Annotated in this window: 16 protein-coding genes; 11 read left to right on the top strand and 5 right to left on the bottom strand. The window is 60.4% G+C overall.

Annotated elements, in window-relative coordinates:
• Positions 1-17 precede the first annotated feature (17 nt).
• Positions 18-290, bottom strand: a complete 273-nt coding sequence (locus tag F8N85_RS09660) for a DUF1652 domain-containing protein (protein ID WP_150803394.1) — start codon at positions 288-290, stop codon at positions 18-20.
• Positions 291-566: 276 nt separating this feature from the next.
• Between F8N85_RS09660 and F8N85_RS09655 the strand changes: the two genes are divergently transcribed.
• The 5 genes from F8N85_RS09655 to F8N85_RS09635 all read left to right on the top strand — a co-directional run bounded on the left by F8N85_RS09655 (position 567) and on the right by F8N85_RS09635 (position 5,208).
• A complete protein-coding gene (locus F8N85_RS09655; protein ID WP_150803393.1) occupies positions 567-1,358 on the top strand; it encodes a helix-turn-helix transcriptional regulator in 792 nt (263 codons plus the stop codon).
• Positions 1,359-1,652: 294 nt separating this feature from the next.
• Positions 1,653-3,059 (top strand): NAD(P)/FAD-dependent oxidoreductase, encoded by a 1,407-nt coding sequence (locus F8N85_RS09650; RefSeq protein WP_150803392.1) that lies wholly within the window; start codon positions 1,653-1,655, stop codon positions 3,057-3,059.
• 33 nt (positions 3,060-3,092) lie between these two features.
• A complete protein-coding gene (locus F8N85_RS09645; protein WP_150803391.1) occupies positions 3,093-3,434 on the top strand; it encodes a cupin domain-containing protein in 342 nt (113 codons plus the stop codon).
• 61 nt (positions 3,435-3,495) lie between these two features.
• A complete protein-coding gene (locus F8N85_RS09640; RefSeq protein ID WP_150803390.1) occupies positions 3,496-4,575 on the top strand; it encodes a polyamine ABC transporter substrate-binding protein in 1,080 nt (359 codons plus the stop codon).
• A 174-nt stretch (positions 4,576-4,749) separates the two neighbouring features.
• Complete coding sequence (locus F8N85_RS09635; RefSeq protein WP_150803389.1) at positions 4,750-5,208, top strand: REP-associated tyrosine transposase; 459 nt, start codon at positions 4,750-4,752, stop codon at positions 5,206-5,208.
• A gap of 99 nt (positions 5,209-5,307) precedes the next feature.
• Here F8N85_RS09635 and F8N85_RS09630 read toward each other — a convergent pair whose 3' ends face one another.
• Entirely contained in the window at positions 5,308-5,532 is a 225-nt protein-coding gene (locus tag F8N85_RS09630) for a YgdI/YgdR family lipoprotein (protein ID WP_150803388.1), read from the bottom strand.
• A gap of 221 nt (positions 5,533-5,753) precedes the next feature.
• On the opposite strand from F8N85_RS09630, the gene F8N85_RS09625 reads away from it, so the two are divergent.
• Both F8N85_RS09625 and F8N85_RS09620 read left to right on the top strand, forming a co-directional pair.
• Entirely contained in the window at positions 5,754-7,406 is a 1,653-nt protein-coding gene (locus tag F8N85_RS09625; RefSeq protein WP_150803387.1) for a VRR-NUC domain-containing protein, read from the top strand.
• Positions 7,403-9,670 carry a helicase C-terminal domain-containing protein gene (locus F8N85_RS09620; RefSeq protein WP_150803386.1) on the top strand — a complete coding sequence of 756 codons (2,268 nt, stop codon included), beginning with the start codon at positions 7,403-7,405 and terminating at the stop codon, positions 9,668-9,670. Before F8N85_RS09625 ends, F8N85_RS09620 begins: the two co-directional genes overlap by 4 nt.
• Before the next feature lie 187 nt (positions 9,671-9,857).
• Here the strand turns inward: F8N85_RS09620 and F8N85_RS09615 are convergent, their stop codons facing one another.
• Positions 9,858-11,066 (bottom strand): serine hydrolase domain-containing protein, encoded by a 1,209-nt coding sequence (locus F8N85_RS09615; RefSeq protein WP_150803385.1) that lies wholly within the window; start codon positions 11,064-11,066, stop codon positions 9,858-9,860.
• Positions 11,063-11,800 (bottom strand): DJ-1/PfpI family protein, encoded by a 738-nt coding sequence (locus F8N85_RS09610; RefSeq protein ID WP_150803384.1) that lies wholly within the window; start codon positions 11,798-11,800, stop codon positions 11,063-11,065. Before F8N85_RS09610 ends, F8N85_RS09615 begins: the two co-directional genes overlap by 4 nt.
• A 531-nt stretch (positions 11,801-12,331) precedes the next feature.
• Between F8N85_RS09610 and F8N85_RS09605 the strand changes: the two genes are divergently transcribed.
• From F8N85_RS09605 to F8N85_RS09590, 4 genes are read left to right on the top strand one after another with little or no spacing between them, the layout of a single operon-like run.
• Positions 12,332-12,940, top strand: coding sequence for a paraquat-inducible protein A (locus tag F8N85_RS09605; protein ID WP_150803383.1), 609 nt, complete (start codon positions 12,332-12,334; stop codon positions 12,938-12,940).
• Complete coding sequence (locus F8N85_RS09600; RefSeq protein ID WP_150803382.1) at positions 12,940-13,554, top strand: paraquat-inducible protein A; 615 nt, start codon at positions 12,940-12,942, stop codon at positions 13,552-13,554. The genes F8N85_RS09605 and F8N85_RS09600 overlap by 1 nt, the downstream gene beginning before the upstream one ends.
• Positions 13,547-15,220 carry an intermembrane transport protein PqiB gene (locus F8N85_RS09595; RefSeq protein ID WP_150803381.1) on the top strand — a complete coding sequence of 558 codons (1,674 nt, stop codon included), beginning with the start codon at positions 13,547-13,549 and terminating at the stop codon, positions 15,218-15,220. Before F8N85_RS09600 ends, F8N85_RS09595 begins: the two co-directional genes overlap by 8 nt.
• Before the next feature lie 5 nt (positions 15,221-15,225).
• Positions 15,226-15,831, top strand: coding sequence for a membrane integrity-associated transporter subunit PqiC (locus tag F8N85_RS09590; RefSeq protein ID WP_150803380.1), 606 nt, complete (start codon positions 15,226-15,228; stop codon positions 15,829-15,831).
• A 289-nt stretch (positions 15,832-16,120) separates the two neighbouring features.
• Here the strand turns inward: F8N85_RS09590 and F8N85_RS09585 are convergent, their stop codons facing one another.
• Positions 16,121-19,651, bottom strand: a complete 3,531-nt coding sequence (locus tag F8N85_RS09585; RefSeq protein WP_150803379.1) for a hypothetical protein — start codon at positions 19,649-19,651, stop codon at positions 16,121-16,123.
• Positions 19,652-19,775 lie beyond the last annotated feature (124 nt).

The following is a 19,775-nucleotide window of genomic DNA, read 5'->3' as shown; positions in this document are numbered from 1 at the left end:
TGTCAGAATTTCAGTGGTTAACCGTAACTTCTTAAACCCATGGGCGGGATAAAGGATTCAAGTTCGTCTTCCACCGCTTCGATTATTCGTTCGACATCGGCGGCGTTCATTACCGTGGCGCAAGGGATACCGGCAATGGCAATCATGGTTTCGCCGCTGGCGCGATCGAACAACCGGGCGATCATGCTGCCGGGTGCATCCATGCTGGCCTCGAAGCCCATTGGATGAAAATGCCAACGCATGAGCTGGCAGGCATTGGGAAAGGTGACCTTGGAAAAGACTTTATTCATGTGTTGCCCACCTTGTTCATTGAGCACTTCCATAAGCTCGCGGTAGGAACGGAAGGACCTTCACTGGTCCAATCCTGTAGAGCTTTTAAAAATAGCATCACTGGTAATAGGCGGGAGTTTTTTTTCAGGCCGTTTGGCGATTGCTTTGGAAAACTATGACGCAGGTCATGTTTCAGCAAGCAATAGGCCAAATGTCATTATTCACGGGCCGTGAGTTGGCCATTGAAGCCCGGCCGGAAGTTCGGCAAGCTCTGTTTTTCTGTCATCGAGTGTTTTATGCCTGCCAATGATGATGGCCCGCTGCAGACCCAGGCCACCGGCGAAACCGTCCTGCGCTATCACCTGTGCTGGAAACACCGTGACCTGGATGGGGTCATGGCGCTGTACCACCCGCAGATCCAGTACCACGACTTCTTTCAGAACCGCGTTCTGGGCCTGGATGAACTGCGTGAGTATGTGCGCAGCAGCATGCCGCGTGATCCGGATGAAGCGCTTGAGCACTCCGATCGTATCCGTCTGGATGGCGATACCGCATTCATTCAGTACCGCGTGACCTTGCGTGGCGGCCAGGGGCTGGTGTCGTTTCGCGCCAGCGAGGCGATCACGGTGCGCGACGGATTGATCTGGCGCGTCAACGAATACGCCTCGCTGGTGCATGAACAGCCATCCGGCAAGGCCACTGGCAGTCTGCGCCCTGCGGTCAGCCGGCTGGGGCTTTCGCCGCGCCAGCTGAGTTTCATGGCACAGGATCTACAACAGTATTTCCAGCACCAGCAACCCTACCTGGACCCGGACCTTGATCTGCAGCGGGTGGCGAAGGAGTGCGGGTACAGTCGCAATCAGATCTCCTACTTGCTCAACCAGGTGCTAGGGCAAAGCTTCTATCGCTACGTCAATCATGCCCGGCTGCAACATTTGCTGGTAGCACTGGACAAGGCCACGCCACCGCTGCGAATCGACGAGTTGGCGTTCGCCGCCGGGTTCAATTCACTGTCGGCGTTCTACAGTTGTTTCCGTCAGCAGACCGGCATGTCCCCCAAAGCCTACATTAGGGTGCGCTTTCAATAACTGACGGTCGCGCCGTCGCCCTCGTGATAGCCAGGCGACACCTCCAATATGGGGATCGGGCCAGGCCCTTCGGGTTGAAACTGTGATCGCGCCAGGCTGCGTTGCGGGACTTGAAGGGGCGAAAAGCATCTTCTGCGTCCCGCGCCTTGCCTGACACGACCACAGATCCAACGCGATCCGTCATTTATCGAAAGCGCACCCTATACAAATTTCTTTGCGTGCACGCGCGCAAGACAGCCACTGAGTCCAGGCACTAGGATCGCAACTCTCTAGTTTTGGGTGGCGGAGTCTTGCATGCCGGCGTGGCGCACTATCAGTTTGTGGATGGACCAGCTCGACGAGCCCTTGGTTGCACGGCCGTCATTGGAGCAGGACCTGGATGTCGACGTGGCGATCATCGGCGCCGGCTACACTGGGCTCTGGACCGCCTATTACCTCAAGCGTCTGGCGCCGGAGTTGAACATCGCCATCGTTGAAGCACAGATCGCTGGGTTCGGCGCGTCCGGGCGTAATGGCGGCTGGCTGATGGGCAATCTGTTGGGCGAGGACCGCTTACTCGCCGGTCTGCCTGCCGAGCAGCGTCGCGCCTCTTTCGATCTGCTGCACGGCATCCCTGATGAAGTGGGGATTGTCCTCGAGCGTGAAGGCATCGACTGCGATTATCGCAAGGGCGGGGTGTTGTATTGCGCGGCGCGTTATCCCGAGCAGGAAACCAGCCTGCGCCGCTACCTGGACAAACTCTACAGCCAGGGCCTCAACGAAGCGGACTACCGCTGGCTGAGCCCCGAGCAACTGGCGCAGCAGATCCGCATCGCCAAGCCTTATGGCGGTATCTATGCACCGCACTGCGCAACCATCCAGCCGGCCAGGCTGGTCCGGGGCCTGGCCCGGACTGTCGAGCGCATGGGAGTGAAGATCTTCGAGAACAGCCCGGTCGAGCATTGGCAGGCCGGCAGCCTGCGCACCGCCAAGGCACAGGTTCGCAGCCACTGGATAGTGCCGGCAGTGGAGGGTTATGCCGTGACGCTGGCGCCCTTGGGGCGCTATCAAATGCCAGTGCAGAGTCTACTGGTGGCGACCGAACCATTATCCGCCGCAATCTGGGACGAGATTGGCTTGAGTCGGGGCCAGGCCTTCAGTGAAAACAGCCGGCAAGTCACCTACGGCCAACGCAGTGCCGACAACCGTCTGGTGTTCGGCGCCCGCGGGGGCTATCAGTTCGGCGGGAAACTGCGCCACGACTTCGACCTGACCCGCGACGAAGTCGAACTGCGACGCTACCTGTTCGGTGAACTCTTCCCGCAGCTCAAGAACGTCAGGATCACCCACGCCTGGGGCGGCAACCTGGGCATGTCTCGACGCTTCAAGCCGCACATGCTCTGTGATCGCAGCAGCGGCATCGCCTTGTCCGGCGGTTACGGCGGCGAGGGCGTGGGCGCGAGCAATCTTGGCGGGCGGACCCTCGCCAACCTGATCCTTGAACGCGACTCCGAGCTGCTGCGCCAACCCTGGGTGATCCAGCAGGGTGGCCTCGACGCGCTGAGGGCCTGGGAACCGGAACCCTGCCGCTGGCTCGGTTACAGCGCGATCATCCGCAGCTTCGTCCATGAAGACCGGACTCTGGCCAATCCCAGGACTGCGCCGTGGCGGCGCAAGCTTGCCAGCCGGGTCGCCGGGTTCATGGAAAGCTTCATGCAATAACCGCTGGCCAATCATCCACCTGTAGGGATCACCATGAGCATCACGCAATTCAAGAACACCCTGAACGTCACGCTGCAGGAGTCAGCCCCGGTGGCCGTGCCGTTGGGTACGCCAATCGCTGTCACTTCGACCACCAGTGTCGAACGCAATGACGGCGTCGAAACCGGCATCTGGGAGTGCACACCCGGTCGCTGGCGGCGACAGATCGTCGCCCAGGAATTCTGCCACTTCATCCAGGGCCGCTGCACATTCACCCCCGACAACGGCGAAACCCTGCACATAGAAGCCGGCGACGCCCTGATGTTGCCAGCCAACAGCACCGGGATCTGGGATATCCAGGAAACCGTGCGCAAGACCTACATGTTGATTTTTTGATCCGCTGATCACCCGAAAACCTGCCCAACAAAAATAGCCCCAGATAATCAGGAATCGAATCATGATCCGCATGAGCACCGCATCGCTGCTACTTGTCGCGTCACTCAGTCAGGCGGCCGAGACCGTCAAAATCTACAACTGGTCGGACTACATCGCGCCGGACACGATGAAAAATTTCCAGAAAGAAACCGGCATCGCATTCAGTTATGACGTCTACGACAGCAACGAAACCCTGGACGGCAAGTTGATGACCGGCAAATCAGGTTATGACGTGGTGTTCCCCTCCAACCATTTCATGGCCCGGCAGATCCAGGGCGGGGCACTGAAAAAACTCGACAAGAGTCAGTTGCCGAACTGGAAAAACCTCAATCCGGTACTGCTCAAGGCCCTGCAAACCAACGATCCGGGTAACGAGCATGGCTTCCCGTACCTGTGGGGCAGCACCGGGATCGGCTACAACATCGCCAAGGTCAAAGCGGTGCTGGGCGACAACGCCCCGGTCGACTCCTGGGATTTGATCTTCAAGCCCGAGTACATGGAAAAGCTCCAGAAGTGCGGCGTGGCGATTCTCGATAACGGTCCGGAACTGCTCCCGGCGGCGCTGAATTACCTTGGTTTGCCACACCACAGCAAGAACCCGGCGGACTACAAGAAAGCTGAAGAACTGCTGCTGAAAGTCCGGCCCTACGTCAGCTATTTCCACTCATCCAAATACACCAGCGACCTGGCCAATGGCGATATCTGCGTAGCAGTCGGCTTCTCCGGCGACATCCTGCAAGCCGAAAGCCGTGCCAGAGAAGCTAATAACGGGGTCGAAATCGGTTATTCGATTCCCCGGGAAGGCGCGGCGATCTGGTTCGACATGGTCGCCATGCCCGCCGACGCCCCGGACGAAAAGGCCGCCTACAGCTTTATGAACTACCTGCTGCGTCCGGACGCCATGGCCGGTATCAGCAACCATGTGCGCTACGCCAATGGCAATGAACAGGCCGACAGCCTGATCGACCCGGCGATCAAGAACGACACCAAGGTCTACCCAAGCCCTCAGATGATGGACAAGCTGTTCGCCCTTGAGGCCATGCCGCTGAACATCGACCGGATTCGCACGCGGTTGTGGAACAAGATTCGGACGGGGAGTTGATAAGCAATATTTCCTAAAGTGTTCGGTCCCTGAAGAAGTCGTCTGTGGTGTAGTTTCTTGGTCTCCTGACTGGATGTGCAGAGGTATCTACACCACATTGAAATACGGCGTAGGGCTGAGTGCTAGAACAAAAAAATGTGTAGATACCTATGCAGTATGTGAGGAGGCAAAGGAATGCCTGTTTCGACAAATGCTGACCGTCTGCGGACAGGGCGAGTTTCAGAAGTTGGGGGAATTTATCTGGTGACCGTTGTTGTTCATCAACGCCAGCCGGTTTTTACCGACTGGCGTCTGGGGCGGCGGGTTGTCGAGCAGTTTCGCTTGGCGCAGGAGGACGACTGGGCAAACTCTTTGGCTTGGGTGGTGATGCCTGATCATTTTCATTGGCTGCTCCAGCTTCGGGAGAGAACGCTGGCCGAGTTGATGTGTCGAGTAAAGTCGCGCAGCAGTTTGACGGTTAAACAAACAATGGGGCGGCGAGGGCGATTATGGCAAAAGGGTTATCACGACCGTGCCGCGCGCCAGGATGAGGATGTAAAAAACCTTGCCCGTTACGTTGTCTGCAACCCCCTGCGAGCAGGCCTGGTCAAGCCTGTTCACGATTATCCACTTTGGGATGCCTGCTGGCTCTGATACCGGAGGTGGCTGGTTTTACGACCGCTGCGCCCGAGCGCGGACCGGGCCGGACGCAGGCTTCGCCAGCGGCTACGGAGGAATGTGTGGAGCCAGGCTTCAGTCTTCCTCGCGGACAGTGGCGACATCATCCGCCTTGATCTTGATCTTCTTGCCCGAAATGTCTTCGAACTCGTAGAAGCCGTCCTTGGTCTTGGTTTTCGGTGCGTCCTTGGTCAAGTACTGAGTGCCATCCTGCAACGTCACTACCGTCGGCGACGCGCAACCGCCCAATGCCAGAAGCGCCGCTACCGCGAGGGGAAAACCAAGTATTTTGATGTTCATGGAAAAAACTCTCGTTCAAGGATCAGTCGACCACTTCGGTTGAAGGAAGTCATAAATCAAAGGCTAGTGGCCTTTTGTGTAGTTAACCGAGCAAAAAGTTCTCTCCCCGGAAGAAAAAAGCCGCTGACTCAGCCGCTTATCAAATATCGTTTGCAAGCCCGGGGCTTGAGCTGCTATCTGTACGCATAACCAGTATCCAGCTACCGTGGCGCGCTAGATCCGTGACTTCCAACCCGCTCGACAATCCGTTCTATTACCTGAACAACTTCGTGCAAGTGCTTGATTGGCTTGAGCAACGCTGTGCCGATATGTTGAGTTCGCAAGAGCAGCAGTTCATGCTCGACTTCAGGCATCTACCCCAAGCCTCCCAGGCAGTGCTGGTCCGAATGGTGATGCGCAAGGGGCTGCGGTTTCGCGCCGGCAAACTGCGCTACCAGGAAATCGGCGAGGTCGGGACGGCGGTCGAACCCTTGCTGCAGCTGGGCTGGATCGATGAGCAGGCGTTGCTGAGCGTCGAAGAGCTGTGCGATGTGCTGTTGAAACCGGAAATACTCCAGTGCTTCAACTCCGCGATCGATCAGCCCAAGGCAAAAAAAGCCGAATGGCTTGCCTGCCTGAGCGGGCAGTTCAGCGAAACCAAAACCTTCAAGCAATGGTGTCCGACGCTGGACGACCGGCTGTTTACCCTGACCATCATGGACCTGTGCGATCGGCTGCGGCTGATGTTCTTTGGCAACCTCTACCAGGACTGGTCGGAGTTCGTGCTGGCGGACCTGGGCATCTTTACCTACGAAAAAGTCGAGTTTTGCGCCGAATCCCGTGGATTGCGCTGCCGCGACGACGTGGATGGTTTTCTGTACCTGCAGCAGTGTCAGGAACGCTTCGAGGCCGGCGAGGCATTGAGCCAGGTGCTTGAGCAGATCCATGCGCTGCAGACCGACAACCCCTGGCTTGAGCGGCGTCGCGCCAGGCTGTTGTTTCAGATCGGTCAGCACTGCGAGCGAGTCGACGACTTGCCGGCAGCGCTGGCCATCTACCGCACCTGTGCCTATCCCGGCGCCAGGTTGCGTTTGATCCGCGTGCTTGAGCGCAGCAGCGAGTATCCGCTGGCCATGGAACTGGCCAGCCATGCCGAACAGTTCCCCGAAAGCGCCGCCGAGCAACAGCAACTGCTGCGTGTTCTGCCAAGGTTGCGGCGCAAGCTCGGTGGCCCGGTCATGCCGAGAACGGTGGTGCGGGATATGTTGCGCCTGGATCTCAACCTGCCAAGAACCGATCCGGCGTTATCGGTCGAGTTGCATGTCCAGGCCCATCTCGATGACGTCCAGGCTCCAGTGCACTATGTCGAGAACAGCCTGATCAACTCGCTGTTCGGGCTGCTCTGCTGGCCGGCGATCTTTGCGCCGTTGCCCGGGGCGTTTTTTCACCCGTTTCAGCGCGGACCGGTCGACTTGCTCAACGAGGACTTTCATTCGCGGCGCGCCGAGCTGTTCCAGGCCTGCCTGGCAGAACTGGACGACGGGCGCTACATCGAGACCATCCGCCAGCGTTACGCGGCCAAGTGGGGCGTGCAGTCGCCTTTCGTATTCTGGGGCGCCTTGACCGATGATTTGCTCGAACAGGCCCTCGACTGCCTGCCGGCCGAACACCTCAGGCACTGGTTCAATCGCTTGCTGCTGGATATCAGGGCCAACCGCTCCGGCATGCCGGACCTGATCCAGTTCTGGCCGCAGCAGAAAACCTACCGCATGATCGAAGTCAAAGGTCCGGGGGATCGCCTGCAGGACAACCAGCTGCGCTGGCTGGAGTTTTGTCAGCAGCACCAGATGCCGGTGGCCGTCTGTTATGTGCAGTGGGCGGAGCAGGGCGCGTGAGCTACAGCATCGCGGTACGTGCCTTGTGCGAGTTCACCGCCAAGGTCGGCGATCTCGACCTGCGCTTCACCCCGTCGCCCACGGCGCTGGAAGGCATCGTCGGCCACCGCACCGTTGCCTCGCGGCGCAACCCGGGTTATCAAACCGAAGTCGCGCTCGAGGGCCAGTACCTGCAGTTGCGGGTCAGGGGCAGGGCGGACGGCTATGACCCCGGCCAGAACCAGCTCGATGAAGTGAAAACCTATCGCGGCGACCTGAACGCCATGCCGGCCAACCATCGTCAGCTGCACTGGGCTCAGGCGAAAATTTATGGCTGGTTGATGTGCCAGCAATTGCAACTGCCCGGGATCAGCCTGGCGCTGGTGTACTTCGATATCGTCAGCGAAAAGGAAACCCGGTTCGTGGAGGCCTGGAGCGCCGTTGAGCTGGAGCTGTTCTTCAATCGCCACTGCAGCTTGTTTTTACAGTGGGCCGAGCAGGAAATGGCTCATCGCGAGGCGCGTAATCAGGCGGCGCAGCTATTGCGTTTTCCCCACGCCGACTTTCGCCCGGGCCAGCGCCATCTGGCGGAATCGGTGTTCAAGGCGGTGAGTACCGGCCGCTGCCTGATGGCCCAGGCGCCAACCGGCATTGGCAAGACCGTGGGTACGCTGTTTCCGATGCTCAAGGCATTGGCTGCGCAGCAATTGGACAAGGTGTTTTTCCTCACCGCCAAGACCCCGGGCCGGCAACTCGCGCTCGATGCCGCCCGGGTAATCCACCATAGCGCGCCGCAGCTGCCATTGCGGGTGCTCGAGCTGGTGGCGCGGGACAAGGCCTGCGAATACCCGGACAAAGCCTGTCACGGCGAATCCTGCCCCTTGGCCAAGGGCTTTTATGATCGTCTGCCAGCGGCCCGGCAGGAGGCCACGCAGGCAAAGGTCTGGGATCAGGGCACGTTGCGTCAGATCGCGCTCAAGCATGAGGTCTGCCCCTACTACCTGAGCCAGGAAATGGCCCGCTGGGCTGACGTGGTGGTTGCCGACTACAACTACTATTTCGACTTCAGCGCCTTGCTGTTCGGGCTTGCGCAGCTCAACCAGTGGCGGGTCGCGGTGCTGGTCGACGAGGCTCACAACCTGGTCGAACGCGGTCGGCAGATGTACAGCGCAAGCCTTGATCAATCAACCTTGAACGGCGTGCGCCACAGTGCTCCAGACCCGTTGAAAAAATCCTTGCAGCGCTTGAACCGTGAATGGAATGCTTTGCACAAAGAGCAAATCCGCCCGTACCAGGCCTACGCCCGGACGCCGGAAAAACTGCTGCAAGCGCTGTCGCTGTGCATCGCCGCCTTCGGTGACTACCTCAACGACCATCCCCAGGGGCTGGACAGTGCGCTGCAGGGTTTCTATTTCGAGGCGCTGCAGTTTTCCCGGGTCGCCGAGCTGTTTGATGAGCAGTTCCTGTTCGATGTCAGCAAGCGCGAGTTCAGTGCCAGGCGCAGTGTGTCGCAGCTGTGCCTGCGCAACGTGGTGCCCGCCGGTTTCATCCGCCCCAGGCTGGCGGCGGCTCGCAGTAGCGTGCTGTTTTCCGCGACCCTGAGCCCCCGGCACTACTATGGGGACTTGCTGGGGCTGCCGACTGACACCGTCTGGGTGGATGTCGAGTCACCGTTCACTGCTGACCAGCTGGATGTGCACATCGTCAGCCAGATCTCCACCCGTTTTGTCCATCGACAAGCCTCGCTGGCGCCCATCGTCGAATTGATCGCCAGGCAGTTTGAACAGCGTCCGGGCAACTACCTGGCGTTCTTCAGCAGCTTCGATTATTTGCAGCAGGTGGCGCAGTTGCTGGCCGAGAAATACCCGCATATCAACCTGTGGTCGCAGTCGCGCGGCATGGATGAAGGGCAGCGTCAGGCCTTTCTCGAGCAATTCACCACCAGCAGCCAGGGCGTCGGCTTTGCGGTGCTCGGCGGGGCGTTTGGCGAAGGCATCGACTTGCCGGGCGCACGCTTGATCGGCGCCTTTATCGCCACCCTGGGGCTGGCCCAATTGAACCCGGTTAACGAGCAGCTGAAACAGCGCATGGCCGCGATCTTCGGTGCCGGTTATGACTACACCTACTTGTTTCCCGGCGTGCAGAAGGTAGTGCAGGCCGCCGGCAGGGTGATCCGCACCCAGCAAGACCGGGGTGTGGTAATGCTGATCGATGATCGTTTCGCCGAAGCCAAGGTTCAGCAACTGCTGCCGCGCTGGTGGTCAGTCAGTACGCCGAACACATAACCTGTGGCGAGGGAGCTTGCTCCCGCTCGGCTGCGCAGCAGTCGTAGAACCTGCGCATGCGGTGTGCCTGGCAGAACCGGTTTGCAGGTTTCAGGGCCGCTGCGCGCCCCAGCGGGAGCAAGCTCCCTCGCCACAGGGTGCGATGCTCGCCTCAAAATCCTTGACTGACTGGTATTTGGCCCCGCCCTCATTGCGCCGGATAAACCGCATCTCGAATGTCTCGCGTAAACGCCCCGGACATCCCTTCGAAGGCGGTATTGGTCAGGGCTACCACGGTCAGCTTTGCCTGCGGATCGACAAACCAGCTGTGACCATAGGCGCCGCCCCACTGAATCGTGCCTTTGGCCTGTGGGGTTTTGGTCAGCGCCGGATCGTCCAGCACCGCCCAGCCGTAACCGAAGCCCCAACCCGGGCCTTGGGTCTGCGCCTGGGGTCCGACCTGATCGGTCATCATCAACTGTACGCTGCGAGTCGAAAGAATCGGCTTGCCGCCCCGGCGCAGGATTTCCAGAAAGCGGCTGAAATCGCCGGCGGTCCCCGCCATGCCAGCACCGCCTGACGGGTAGGCCTGCGGGTCTAGAATCCGTTTCAAGGAGAACAGCGTGCTGCTTTCGCCGGATTTGATCACAGCCTCATCAGGCATTCGTAGCGGCCCCGGGTGGCCGTCGCTGTACACCGCCGAGAGGCGCTGGATATCGCGCACCGAGAACGCTGTATCGCTCATGCGGGCCGGGCCGGTGACCAACTCTTCGACCAGCACCGGCAGGCTTTGCCCTGTGACGTTCTGCAACACTGCGCCCAGCACATCGGTGGCCATGGAGTAACGCCACTGGGTGCCCGGCGGATAACTCAGTGGCACGCTGGCAATGCGCTTGAGGTTTTCCTCAAGGCTGGTGCCCGGTTCAGCCAGGCCATCCGAGACGCCCGCGCTGCGGTAAGGCCCATGCTCGGGCTCCAGCAAACCATAACTGAGGCCTGCGGTATGGTTGAGCAATTGGCCGATGCTGATGTCCGGTTCGCTGCCGTCGGCCAGTCTGGGTCGAAACTCTGGCAGCCAGCGACTGACTCGATCATCCAGAGACAGCCGTCCTTGCTCGACCAGGCGCATGGTTGCGGCCGAGATTATCGGCTTGGTCACGGAGGCGAGGCGGAAAATCGTGTCCTGGGTCATCGGCCTGGCCGCCTCGCGATCGGCGAAACCGGCGGCCCGCTGGTAAACCACCTGACCGTCGCTCACGACGATCACCACCGTGCCGACAATTCGCTGTTCGGCGACGGCGCGTTCGATTACCCCGTCGAGACGCCCCGTCAGATCGGGCTGACGGGCTTCGCCAGTGGCCAGCGAAGCGCAGAGGGAGACCGCCAGGACGGCCAGGCATTGGGCTGGAAGATTCATGTCATCGCCACCCATTCAGCGGCAAAGCGGTGACAGTCACCCGGCCAACGCGCGGTCAACAGATTGCCATCGCGGACCACGAAGCCGCGTTGCGGGTTGGCGGCCGAGTCGCGTAAAGGCAGAAGCGGCCCCGACAAAAAGTCGCCCGGGCGGGCCAGGGTGGCTCGAACTTCCTCCTCGACCGTCCGCGGGTAGGTGCGGTAGTAGCGACCGAGCAGGGGTGCGGTCAGTGTCCAGGCCAGCAGCTCCATGCTTGCCAGCAGCGCCGTGACCTTGCGCCCGTGCAATACCGAGCGCCCGGTATCAGAGTCCAGGGTGCGGGCAAGCAGTAGCACCCCGTGACAGACCGCGGCGACCGGTTTCTGCGTCTGGAAAAAGTGCAGGGCGATCCGCTGCGCCTGTTCCGACTCCAGCAAGCTGCGCATGCCGATGGCATGGCCACCGGGAATCAGCAGGCCCTCGAATTGAGCGGGGTCGACATCGACGTAGGCCATGGGCTGACGGAATGCCGGGTCCTCGATCATGCTTTGGTAGTGCTCAAGATCGGTGCCACGGGTCATCAGCAACGGGTTCAAGGGTCCAAAGCCAATAGAGACCAGCCGTGGATCCGCATACGCGGGCAAACCGTGGGGAGTGGCGAAGCGCACATCGATGCCGGCCTGGCGCAATGCCTGCCAGGGCACGCTGCTCTCGGTGGGGTCATAGTCGGACTGGGGCAACAGCATGAGGATCATTCAGGACTGCCCGCGTTGATGCAGAGCAGGTACGTGGAGGCGATCACATCGGAGTCCCTTTAATAATGGAGGGCGACAGCTCGGAGAGTATTTCCACGCCGGCGACAAAAAGTCGAGCACAGCAGGCCGAAACGCTGTCGGACCCGCGCTCGGGCGCAACAGTCCTGAAACAGGTCGCTGAGTTCTTTCTGAAAGACCGCAGTAACCTTATTGGGGCCGTTGTGCGCCACAGCGGGGGCAAGCCCCAATGCCAGTCAGTTAACAGAAATCTATGGTCGGACGATCACCTGTGGCGAGGGAGCAAGCTCCCTCGCCACAGTATTTGGCAGCCCCTAAAAGATGTGTAGATACCTATGCCCTCTGGGGTGAGGGGTGGTTTTCGGATCAAACCACAACCCGGATTTAGCTGTTCCCTGACCGACTGGCGTTAAGGCCGACCCGCACTAGACTCCAAAGAGTAAATCGCCCCTCGAATCAGACAATAGTATCCAGTCCCGAGAAACGGATCTTCCCTATGACTCAATCGAGCCTATGACCTCTTTTCCAGCCTGGATCATCTGCGAGCACTGCGACTCGGTGTACAAGGCTATCCCTCTGGCCAAGGGCCAGACGGCTCGTTGCATTCGTTGCGCGGCCATTCTGGATCGCGGGGAGTCGTTCAGCGTTCAACAACTGCTGGCACTGTCCATCAGCGCCGCGCTGTTGTTTGTGTTCGCCAACGCGTTCCCGATCATGACCATCAGTCTCCAAGGCCTCAGTAATGAGGCGACACTGTGGCAGTCGGTGCAAGCCCTGGCGCAAGGAGAGATCAGCGTGATAGCGGCAGTGACGGGGCTGGCGATCATCCTTGCGCCATTCCTGCAAATCTGCCTCTCGTGCTGGGTGCTCAGCTTTGCCCTGGCCGGGCGCGCGGCTCCCGGCTTCAAGAACTGCATGCGTACCCTGGAGCACTTGCGGCCCTGGAGCATGCTCGAAGTGTGTTTGCTGGGTATTCTGGTGGCCATCATCAAACTCGCGGGCATGCTCGATGTGCATCCGGGAGTGGGATTGTGGGCGCTGGCCATGCTTACCGTACTGATCATCCTGATTTCCGGTAAAGGCATCCGCAGGCTGTGGAAAGACCTGGAGGGCGTCATTTGATGAACATGCCGCCCTATGCCAGCCAGTTGAATCTGACCTTGTGCCATACCTGCGGCCAGGCCTGCCCGGCAGCGGACCCGAACTGCGCTCGTTGCGAATCGCCCCTGCATCGACGCAAACCCAATAGCCTTTCGCGGACCTGGGCATTCTTGCTGGCCAGCCTGGTCTTCTACATCCCGGCCAACGTGCTGCCGGTGATGTATACCGACATCTTTGGCAGCGGCAGCGAAAACACCATCTTCAGCGGGATCGTCGAGTTCTGGATCGCAGGGGAGTGGGACCTGGCACTGGTTATTTTCATTGCCAGCGTGGCAGTGCCCTGCATGAAATTCCTGGTGCTCGGCACCCTGCTGATCACCTGCCAGCGTCGCAGTCGCTGGGCCATGCGCGAGCGGGCGAAACTCTATCGGCTGATCGAAGTGATCGGTTACTGGTCGATGCTCGACGTGTTGGTGGTGGCGGTGATCGCCGCCCTGGTGCAATTCAAGTCGCTCAGTACCATCGATCCGCGGATCGGTATTCTATTTTTCGGTCTGGTGGTGGTGATGACGATGTTCGCTGCCATGAGTTTTGATCCCCGGCTCATCTGGGACGCAGAGGTTGAAAATGCCTGATCATCCAAGTTCCACCGCCGCGCCGGCTCCGGGTACTCCCGAGGTCAAGCGTCGACGTTTCAACGTGTCCCTGGTGTGGCTGGTGCCGATTGTCGCGGCCCTGGTCGGCTTGTCCATGGTGATCCATAACGCAAGAACGGCGGGACCCCAGATTACCGTGAGTTTCCTGACGGCCGAAGGGCTGGTGGCGAACAAGACCCAGGTCAAATACAAGAACGTGGTCATCGGCAAGGTGGCCTCGATTACCTTGCGTGAGGACCAGAGCCATGTCGATGTGACCATCGACCTCGAAGGTTTCGCCAAATCCTTTGCAACTGAAGATACGCGCTTCTGGGTCGTGCGGCCGCGCATCGGCGCCCAAGGCGTCTCGGGGATCGATACGTTATTGTCCGGGTCCTTTATCGGTGCCGATGCCAGCGAGTCGAACAAACCCAAAAAAAAGTTTGTCGGCCTGGAAACTCCGCCTTCGATTATCTACGGTGAGCAAGGCACCCGTTACAATCTGAGAACCGACGACCTTGGCTCGCTGGATATCGGATCGAGCGTCTACTATCGGCGTATTCCAGTCGGTGAAGTGGTGTCCTATAAGCTCGCCGATGATGGCAAAAGCGTCGAAGTGCAGATCTTCATCCATGCCCCGAACGACCGGTTCGTGACCCGCGATAGCCGATTCTGGAACGCCAGCGGGGTGGATGTCAGCCTGGCCGCCGACGGCCTGAAAGTGAACACCGAGTCGCTGGCCTCGATTCTGGCCGGCGGGATCGCGTTCGTTGAGCCCAAGTACAGCCCCAATCCCGTGATTGCAGAAGAAAACACCCGATTCACCCTGTTCAACGACCAGCAAACCGCCATGGCTCCGGCCGATGGCGAGGCACGCTACATCCGCATGCGCTTCGAACAGCCCTTGCGGGGCCTGGTGATCAATGCGCCGGTGGAATTTCACGGGGTGAACCTGGGCCGGGTGGTCTCGGTTGACCTGGACTATGACGAGGTCAAGAAAAGCTTCCCGACCATCATTGGCGCCGTGATTTATCCCAACAGGCTGGGTAAGGCCCATGAAAAAATGTTGAAGAACCGGGACGCCAACGATGAAGCCCTGGCTGTACAAGTCATGGAGCAGTTCGTCGCGCGGGGCCTCAGAGCCCAGGCCAGGACCGGCAACCTGATCACCGGCCAACTCTACATCGCCCTGGACTTTGTCCCGAACGCCACACCGGTGAACTTCGACGTGGCGGCACGACCCGTGGAGATTCCAACGATACCGGGCAGCCTGGATAAACTTCAGGAGCAATTGCAAGCCGTGGTCGACAAGATCAGCAAGCTGCCGATCGACCAGATTGCCGCCAACCTCAATGGCGCCCTTGGCGACCTGCAGAAGACCTTCAAACAGGTCAATGGCGAAGTGCTGCCGCAGATGCGCGATACCCTGGTGCAGGCCAAGAAAACCGTGGCCTCGGCCAATGACAGCTTTTCCGAGGATTCACCGCAGCGCCAGCAATTTGGTCAGGCCATGGATGAGGTCCAGCGGACCGCGCGTTCGGTGCGGGTGCTGACCGACTTCCTGGGCCGGCATCCCGAGGCGTTGATCCGCGGACGGATCAAAGACAACAAGCCCGATGGATATAACTCATCGTCTTCATCCTCTCGAGACATTGACCAGGAATGAACCCCATGACTATTCGCTCCCTGGCCATTTTCGCCACCCTGGGCCTGAGCGCCTGCACGTCGGCGCCAACCTATTACTACACCCTGGTACCGACCGCGACGGACTCCGCGCGCACCAATGTAGCGGTGCCAGCCTTCCAGTTCGAGATGCTACCGGTGCGCATCCCGGTCCAGGTCGACCAGCCGCAGGTGGTGGTCCGCCAGGGCAGTGGAGCGTTGGCGATCCTCGAGACCGAACGCTGGAGCGCGCCGCTGGCCGACGAATTCCACGATGCCCTGGCCAGCCAGATGGAGCTCAAGCTGGGTACTCGCGATCTGGCGGGCTTACCCAAAATTCCCGGCCGCGAAGTACTCTCGCTGCAAACCGACATCCGGCGCTTCGATTCACTGCCGGGTCAATATGCCTTGATCGATGTGGTCTGGAGCATCGGCCTGCGCGGCAATGGCGAAAAAAGCCGCAGCCTGACATGCAGCAGCGTCATCCGCCAACCCGCCGGCCCCGGCGTGCAGGATGTGGTGCTGGCCCACCAGCAGGCCATCGGGCAACTGGCGGGCATCATTGCCGGTACTGCGCGTAACTGGTCAGCCCAGCGGGGGACAGGCTGTCCTTAAGTTAATGCCAGTCAGTTAGCGTAAATCTTATGTCTAGCGAGCACTTGTGGCGAGGGGGCTTGTCGGAACGCCGCACCGCCCCGCTGGGGCGCGCAGCGGCCCTAAAAACTGCAAAGGGGTTGTTTCAGGCACACCGCATTCACCGATTTTACGACTGCTGCGCCCGAGCGCGGACCGGCCGGCGGGGGCAAGCCCCCTCGCCACAGGTGATCGTCCGACCATAGATTTCTGTTAACTGACTGGTATTGAGGTTGCCCCTAGCCCTTGATGCCCTGTCCGCCGCCAACTCCTAAAACTTCGCATAACTCAACGCATCGACGATGGCCGAACCGCCTATGCCGGTCAGCGCCAGCAGCAGCGCCCGCACCAGCGGCTCTTCCGAGTAGCGTGAGAAGGCGCCGGTATTGAGCGCCGCGATGCGCTCGCGGATCATCCGGAACTTGTCGTAGCCCGGGGTGCTGACGGGTGTTTCCAACAGATAGCTATCAACCCGCTGCAACGCCGCGGCTCGTGCCTTTTCCGCGGCACGGCGCAGCGACAGCGCGCTGATCAGCAGCACCAGTGCGGTCAGCACGAATGAAATGACCACGCTGGGCGGTGTTGGCCAGTTGTCGAACACACTGCTGCGAGACGCCATCAGGATCAACAGGACTACCGTCGGTGCATAGATCAGACGGTTGACCGCCGCGCTGCGCCTGGCGATCAACATCATGTCCACCCAATCGTCGATACAGGCATGGTCGCGGATACCAAAGATTTTCTCGTGCTGATCCTGCAATTTTTTTGGCCAGATCGCGTGATAGCTGCTCAGTTGCCGGATGAATCGCGCCAGCAGGCGATTGGCATCTACCACCCAGAACACCAGCAGTTGGAACACCAGGGTTGGAACCATCCAACTCAACCTCCAGACCGGCGATTCTCCGCGCACCGGAACCCCTTCCATGGGCCACAGCACAAAGAGCACGCTGGTGATCACCACAAAAATCCAGGTGGCGAGGACGGCGCGCAGCATGCGCGCACCGAAGGTACCGCTCACGCAGTGCTCCCTCCAGAAGCGCAGGAAGGAGATGATCGTGCGCTGGTCTGCGTCACCGGATCGGGGAAGAGCAGCCCAGGCCTTGGGTTGTGTTCTGGCAATGCTGGTGGATGAGAGCGGGAAAAGCACCAGGAACAGGCAATGCCCCAGTGCTTCGAACCATTGATGCCATGTCCGTCTTTTTCCGCCTTGGACGAAGCGCGGAAATTGCCGCCACAGACTCGCTCGATGGCTGCGCAGGTAGGGGCGCAAGTGATAGGAGTTCTCGATCTCGATCCGGCTGACGCGCAGGCTGCGCCAGCCCCAGGCCAGCGCCGAGATCGAAATCAGTACGGCAAGCAGGCGCAGCGCCACCGTTGGCCAGGCGCTGATGCCCTCGAACAGGAACATCGGCTCGCCCAGTCCGCCGCCCGTCAAGGTGTGGCGGATCTGGAACGCCCACAGCAGCGCGAGGATGAATGCCACGATCGGCACCGCGATGTACCACGCCGACGAGTCGAACAACCCTTTGGCCACGGCGGGGGCGGGTGGGCCTTCGCAAGGAGCCGGCTGGCGCCGGGAGCGGCGGATAAGCCCTGAGCAAATGATCCCCAGCAGGATCAACACGAAGGTGATCCACATGAACTCCACGCGCCAGTACTGCGTGGCGACCCAAGCGGACAGCCCGGCCCCCACATAAAGTGCCAGCGGCACCCCCCGTACCCAGGGTGGCAGACTGTTGTCAGGTGATTGCTCATTGGTCCACCACCAGCCGAGGAAGATCGCCAGGACCAGCAGGATGAGCGACAGCGGCCCGGCCCAAAAGTACGACTGTCGCTCTTCGAACTTGTTGCGCACCGATTGGGACAGTACGGGATAAGGCGGCGGCGACGGATCTTGCAGGCAGCGCAGCGCCATGATGTCCTGCGGGCGGATGTTGCTGACCCGGCCTGAGCGCGCAGGGATCGGGGCTGCGCAATCCTCGGTGCGCGATGCGGTCAACCGGCTCGCCAGCGGGATGAAGCCACTGATGCCCACCTCATAGATGCCGGGCGAGAGCAGCTCCGACTTGGAGTAGTCGAACTTCGCCCGCTTGGCGTCGAAACTCTGCGGCGCCTGGGCGGCCAGAACGGCGATGAACACCGCGCTCTGCAAGCTGTCGCGAAACGGTGGCACGTCCTGCTGCAGGGCGCGGGTCAGCGTCAGTCCATAGGGCGCGGCCAGCACCAGATTGCGGGTGGTTTGCGCCTGACCGCGTTGCAACATGCGCGCGTCAAGATCGGTGGAGAAAAACACCTTGTTCGGCATCCGGCTCTTGAGGGCCTGCAAGACCAGCAACTTGTCGTAGGTGTCGACGCCCAGCACGCCACTGGCGCCGATACCACTTTCACCCTTTCGGCGATAAGCCTCGTCCTCGAGCACGATGTGGTCGGCGAGGCGGCGTAGGTAATCGAGCTGGGAATTGCCATCGGACTTCTCGAGCGGGCTGAGATCCAGTTGGTTACTGTCTTTGCTGGCGTCCTTGGCGGTGGTCTTGTCGCCGCTCGGGGCTTCCTCCGGAAGGCGTCCGTCCAGGCCACGCAGATAGCTGAAGCGCAGGACCCACTCATCGACCAATGCCCCGTCTTCGTGGCTGACACCGGCATTCTCGGCAACCTGCGACTTGAAGCTCTCGATCAGTGCGCGGCTGTAGAAGCTGTCCCACTCGGAGATCAGCGCAATGCGATTGGCGCGCCTGCCCTCGGGACCGCAAGGCATTCCGACCCGCAGGGTCGCCCCTTTGACGCATTGCACGGAGGCAGCCGGATCTACTCGACGCAGCTTCAGTTCTTCCAATAGCAGGCGGGTCATGGTGCGGTCGTCGCTGACGGTGCGCAGCAGGTTCAAGGACTCCTTGTACCGGGTTGCCTGCGCCGGTATTTGCTCGGGGGAACCGGCCTTGGTGAAGCCACGCATCAACATTTTTTTGTCGGCCGTGGCCAGTGGCGAGTAAATCTCGATATGGGGCACTAGCGTGCCCTCGGCCTCCTGCCAGTACATATCACGCAGCATGGTCGAGTTGGAGGGGCCGAGTACCTTGAGCAGCGTAGTGTCGGGCTGCGCGTCGCACGCTTGCGCAGCGCCATACGCCTGGCCGACTTTACAGGCCAGGGTGTGGCGCAAGACGTCGAGCTTTTGCAACGGGTTCGATCCGAGATACTCCTGCTTCACCCAGAACAACATGGTCCGGTCAGCCGGATGCTGTATGTCGTCAACATCCGTAGGTGGATCGAACGGGTCGGCGACGAAAGTTTCATAGGGGAGTTCGACGCGTTGCGAATCGGTGCTTTGCGGATCGCCCGCCAGATCGCTTGCAAGGGCCAGGCAACGGATGTGCTGCTCGTCTTCCGGGACCATTCGCGAATTCTTGAACCCGGCCAGGGTGGCGTAGCGAATGCGTCGGCGCAGTTCGACCTCATCGGCGTACGGACCACCCTCGACCAGCGCCACCATGATGTCCGGAGGTGCTTGCTGCGCGGGTGAGGTACCAGGTACCGCTGACTTGCCGGAAAGCGTGGTACTGCACTCAGAGCCTGCGGCCTTGCCGTCCTTGAGTTTTTTACGATAGCGCTCGAGTGCATCGAAGGGGTCCTGCCACAGGCGAGCTTCTATGGGCAGTTGCGCCTGGAATTGCCCGCCGATGGGGCGCGACTCGAGGAAAGGCTCACGGTACAGAGCGAAGGTCGATACCACCAGGCTGAGGATGACTGCGCTGCCTGGCAGCCAGAAGCCCAGGTTGCTTCCTGAATCCTTGTTGTTGTCCATGGCCTATCCCTCAGGTGTCGGGGCGACCGCTACTCCTAAGGTATAGACCCAACCAGGGCACCCGCTCAACTCGAGGGGGCACGCCATGGCCAGTAACAACGCTGTGTGTGCCTGTTTTTATAGG

The organism is Pseudomonas fluorescens, assembly GCF_902497875.1.
Lineage (GTDB): Bacteria > Pseudomonadota > Gammaproteobacteria > Pseudomonadales > Pseudomonadaceae > Aquipseudomonas > Aquipseudomonas fluorescens_BR.
The sequence above is the reverse complement of the archived record's forward strand: the minus strand, read 5'-3'. Positions and strand labels throughout refer to the sequence as shown.

What these genes read in the sequence shown, in the direction of transcription:
- F8N85_RS09590 (WP_150803380.1), top strand. Translation starts at nt 15,226, where the DNA reads ATGACTATTCGCTCCCTGGCCATTTTCGCCACCCTGGGCCTGAGCGCC.
- F8N85_RS09605 (WP_150803383.1), top strand. Translation starts at nt 12,332, where the DNA reads ATGACCTCTTTTCCAGCCTGGATCATCTGCGAGCACTGCGACTCGGTG.
- F8N85_RS09635 (WP_150803389.1), top strand. Translation starts at nt 4,750, where the DNA reads ATGCCTGTTTCGACAAATGCTGACCGTCTGCGGACAGGGCGAGTTTCA.
- F8N85_RS09630 (WP_150803388.1), bottom strand. Translation starts at nt 5,532, where the DNA reads ATGAACATCAAAATACTTGGTTTTCCCCTCGCGGTAGCGGCGCTTCTG.
- F8N85_RS09585 (WP_150803379.1), bottom strand. Translation starts at nt 19,651, where the DNA reads ATGGACAACAACAAGGATTCAGGAAGCAACCTGGGCTTCTGGCTGCCA.
- F8N85_RS09655 (WP_150803393.1), top strand. Translation starts at nt 567, where the DNA reads ATGCCTGCCAATGATGATGGCCCGCTGCAGACCCAGGCCACCGGCGAA.
- F8N85_RS09615 (WP_150803385.1), bottom strand. Translation starts at nt 11,066, where the DNA reads ATGAATCTTCCAGCCCAATGCCTGGCCGTCCTGGCGGTCTCCCTCTGC.
- F8N85_RS09600 (WP_150803382.1), top strand. Translation starts at nt 12,940, where the DNA reads ATGAACATGCCGCCCTATGCCAGCCAGTTGAATCTGACCTTGTGCCAT.
- F8N85_RS09645 (WP_150803391.1), top strand. Translation starts at nt 3,093, where the DNA reads ATGAGCATCACGCAATTCAAGAACACCCTGAACGTCACGCTGCAGGAG.
- F8N85_RS09640 (WP_150803390.1), top strand. Translation starts at nt 3,496, where the DNA reads ATGATCCGCATGAGCACCGCATCGCTGCTACTTGTCGCGTCACTCAGT.
- F8N85_RS09595 (WP_150803381.1), top strand. Translation starts at nt 13,547, where the DNA reads ATGCCTGATCATCCAAGTTCCACCGCCGCGCCGGCTCCGGGTACTCCC.
- F8N85_RS09610 (WP_150803384.1), bottom strand. Translation starts at nt 11,800, where the DNA reads ATGATCCTCATGCTGTTGCCCCAGTCCGACTATGACCCCACCGAGAGC.
- F8N85_RS09660 (WP_150803394.1), bottom strand. Translation starts at nt 290, where the DNA reads ATGAATAAAGTCTTTTCCAAGGTCACCTTTCCCAATGCCTGCCAGCTC.
- F8N85_RS09650 (WP_150803392.1), top strand. Translation starts at nt 1,653, where the DNA reads ATGCCGGCGTGGCGCACTATCAGTTTGTGGATGGACCAGCTCGACGAG.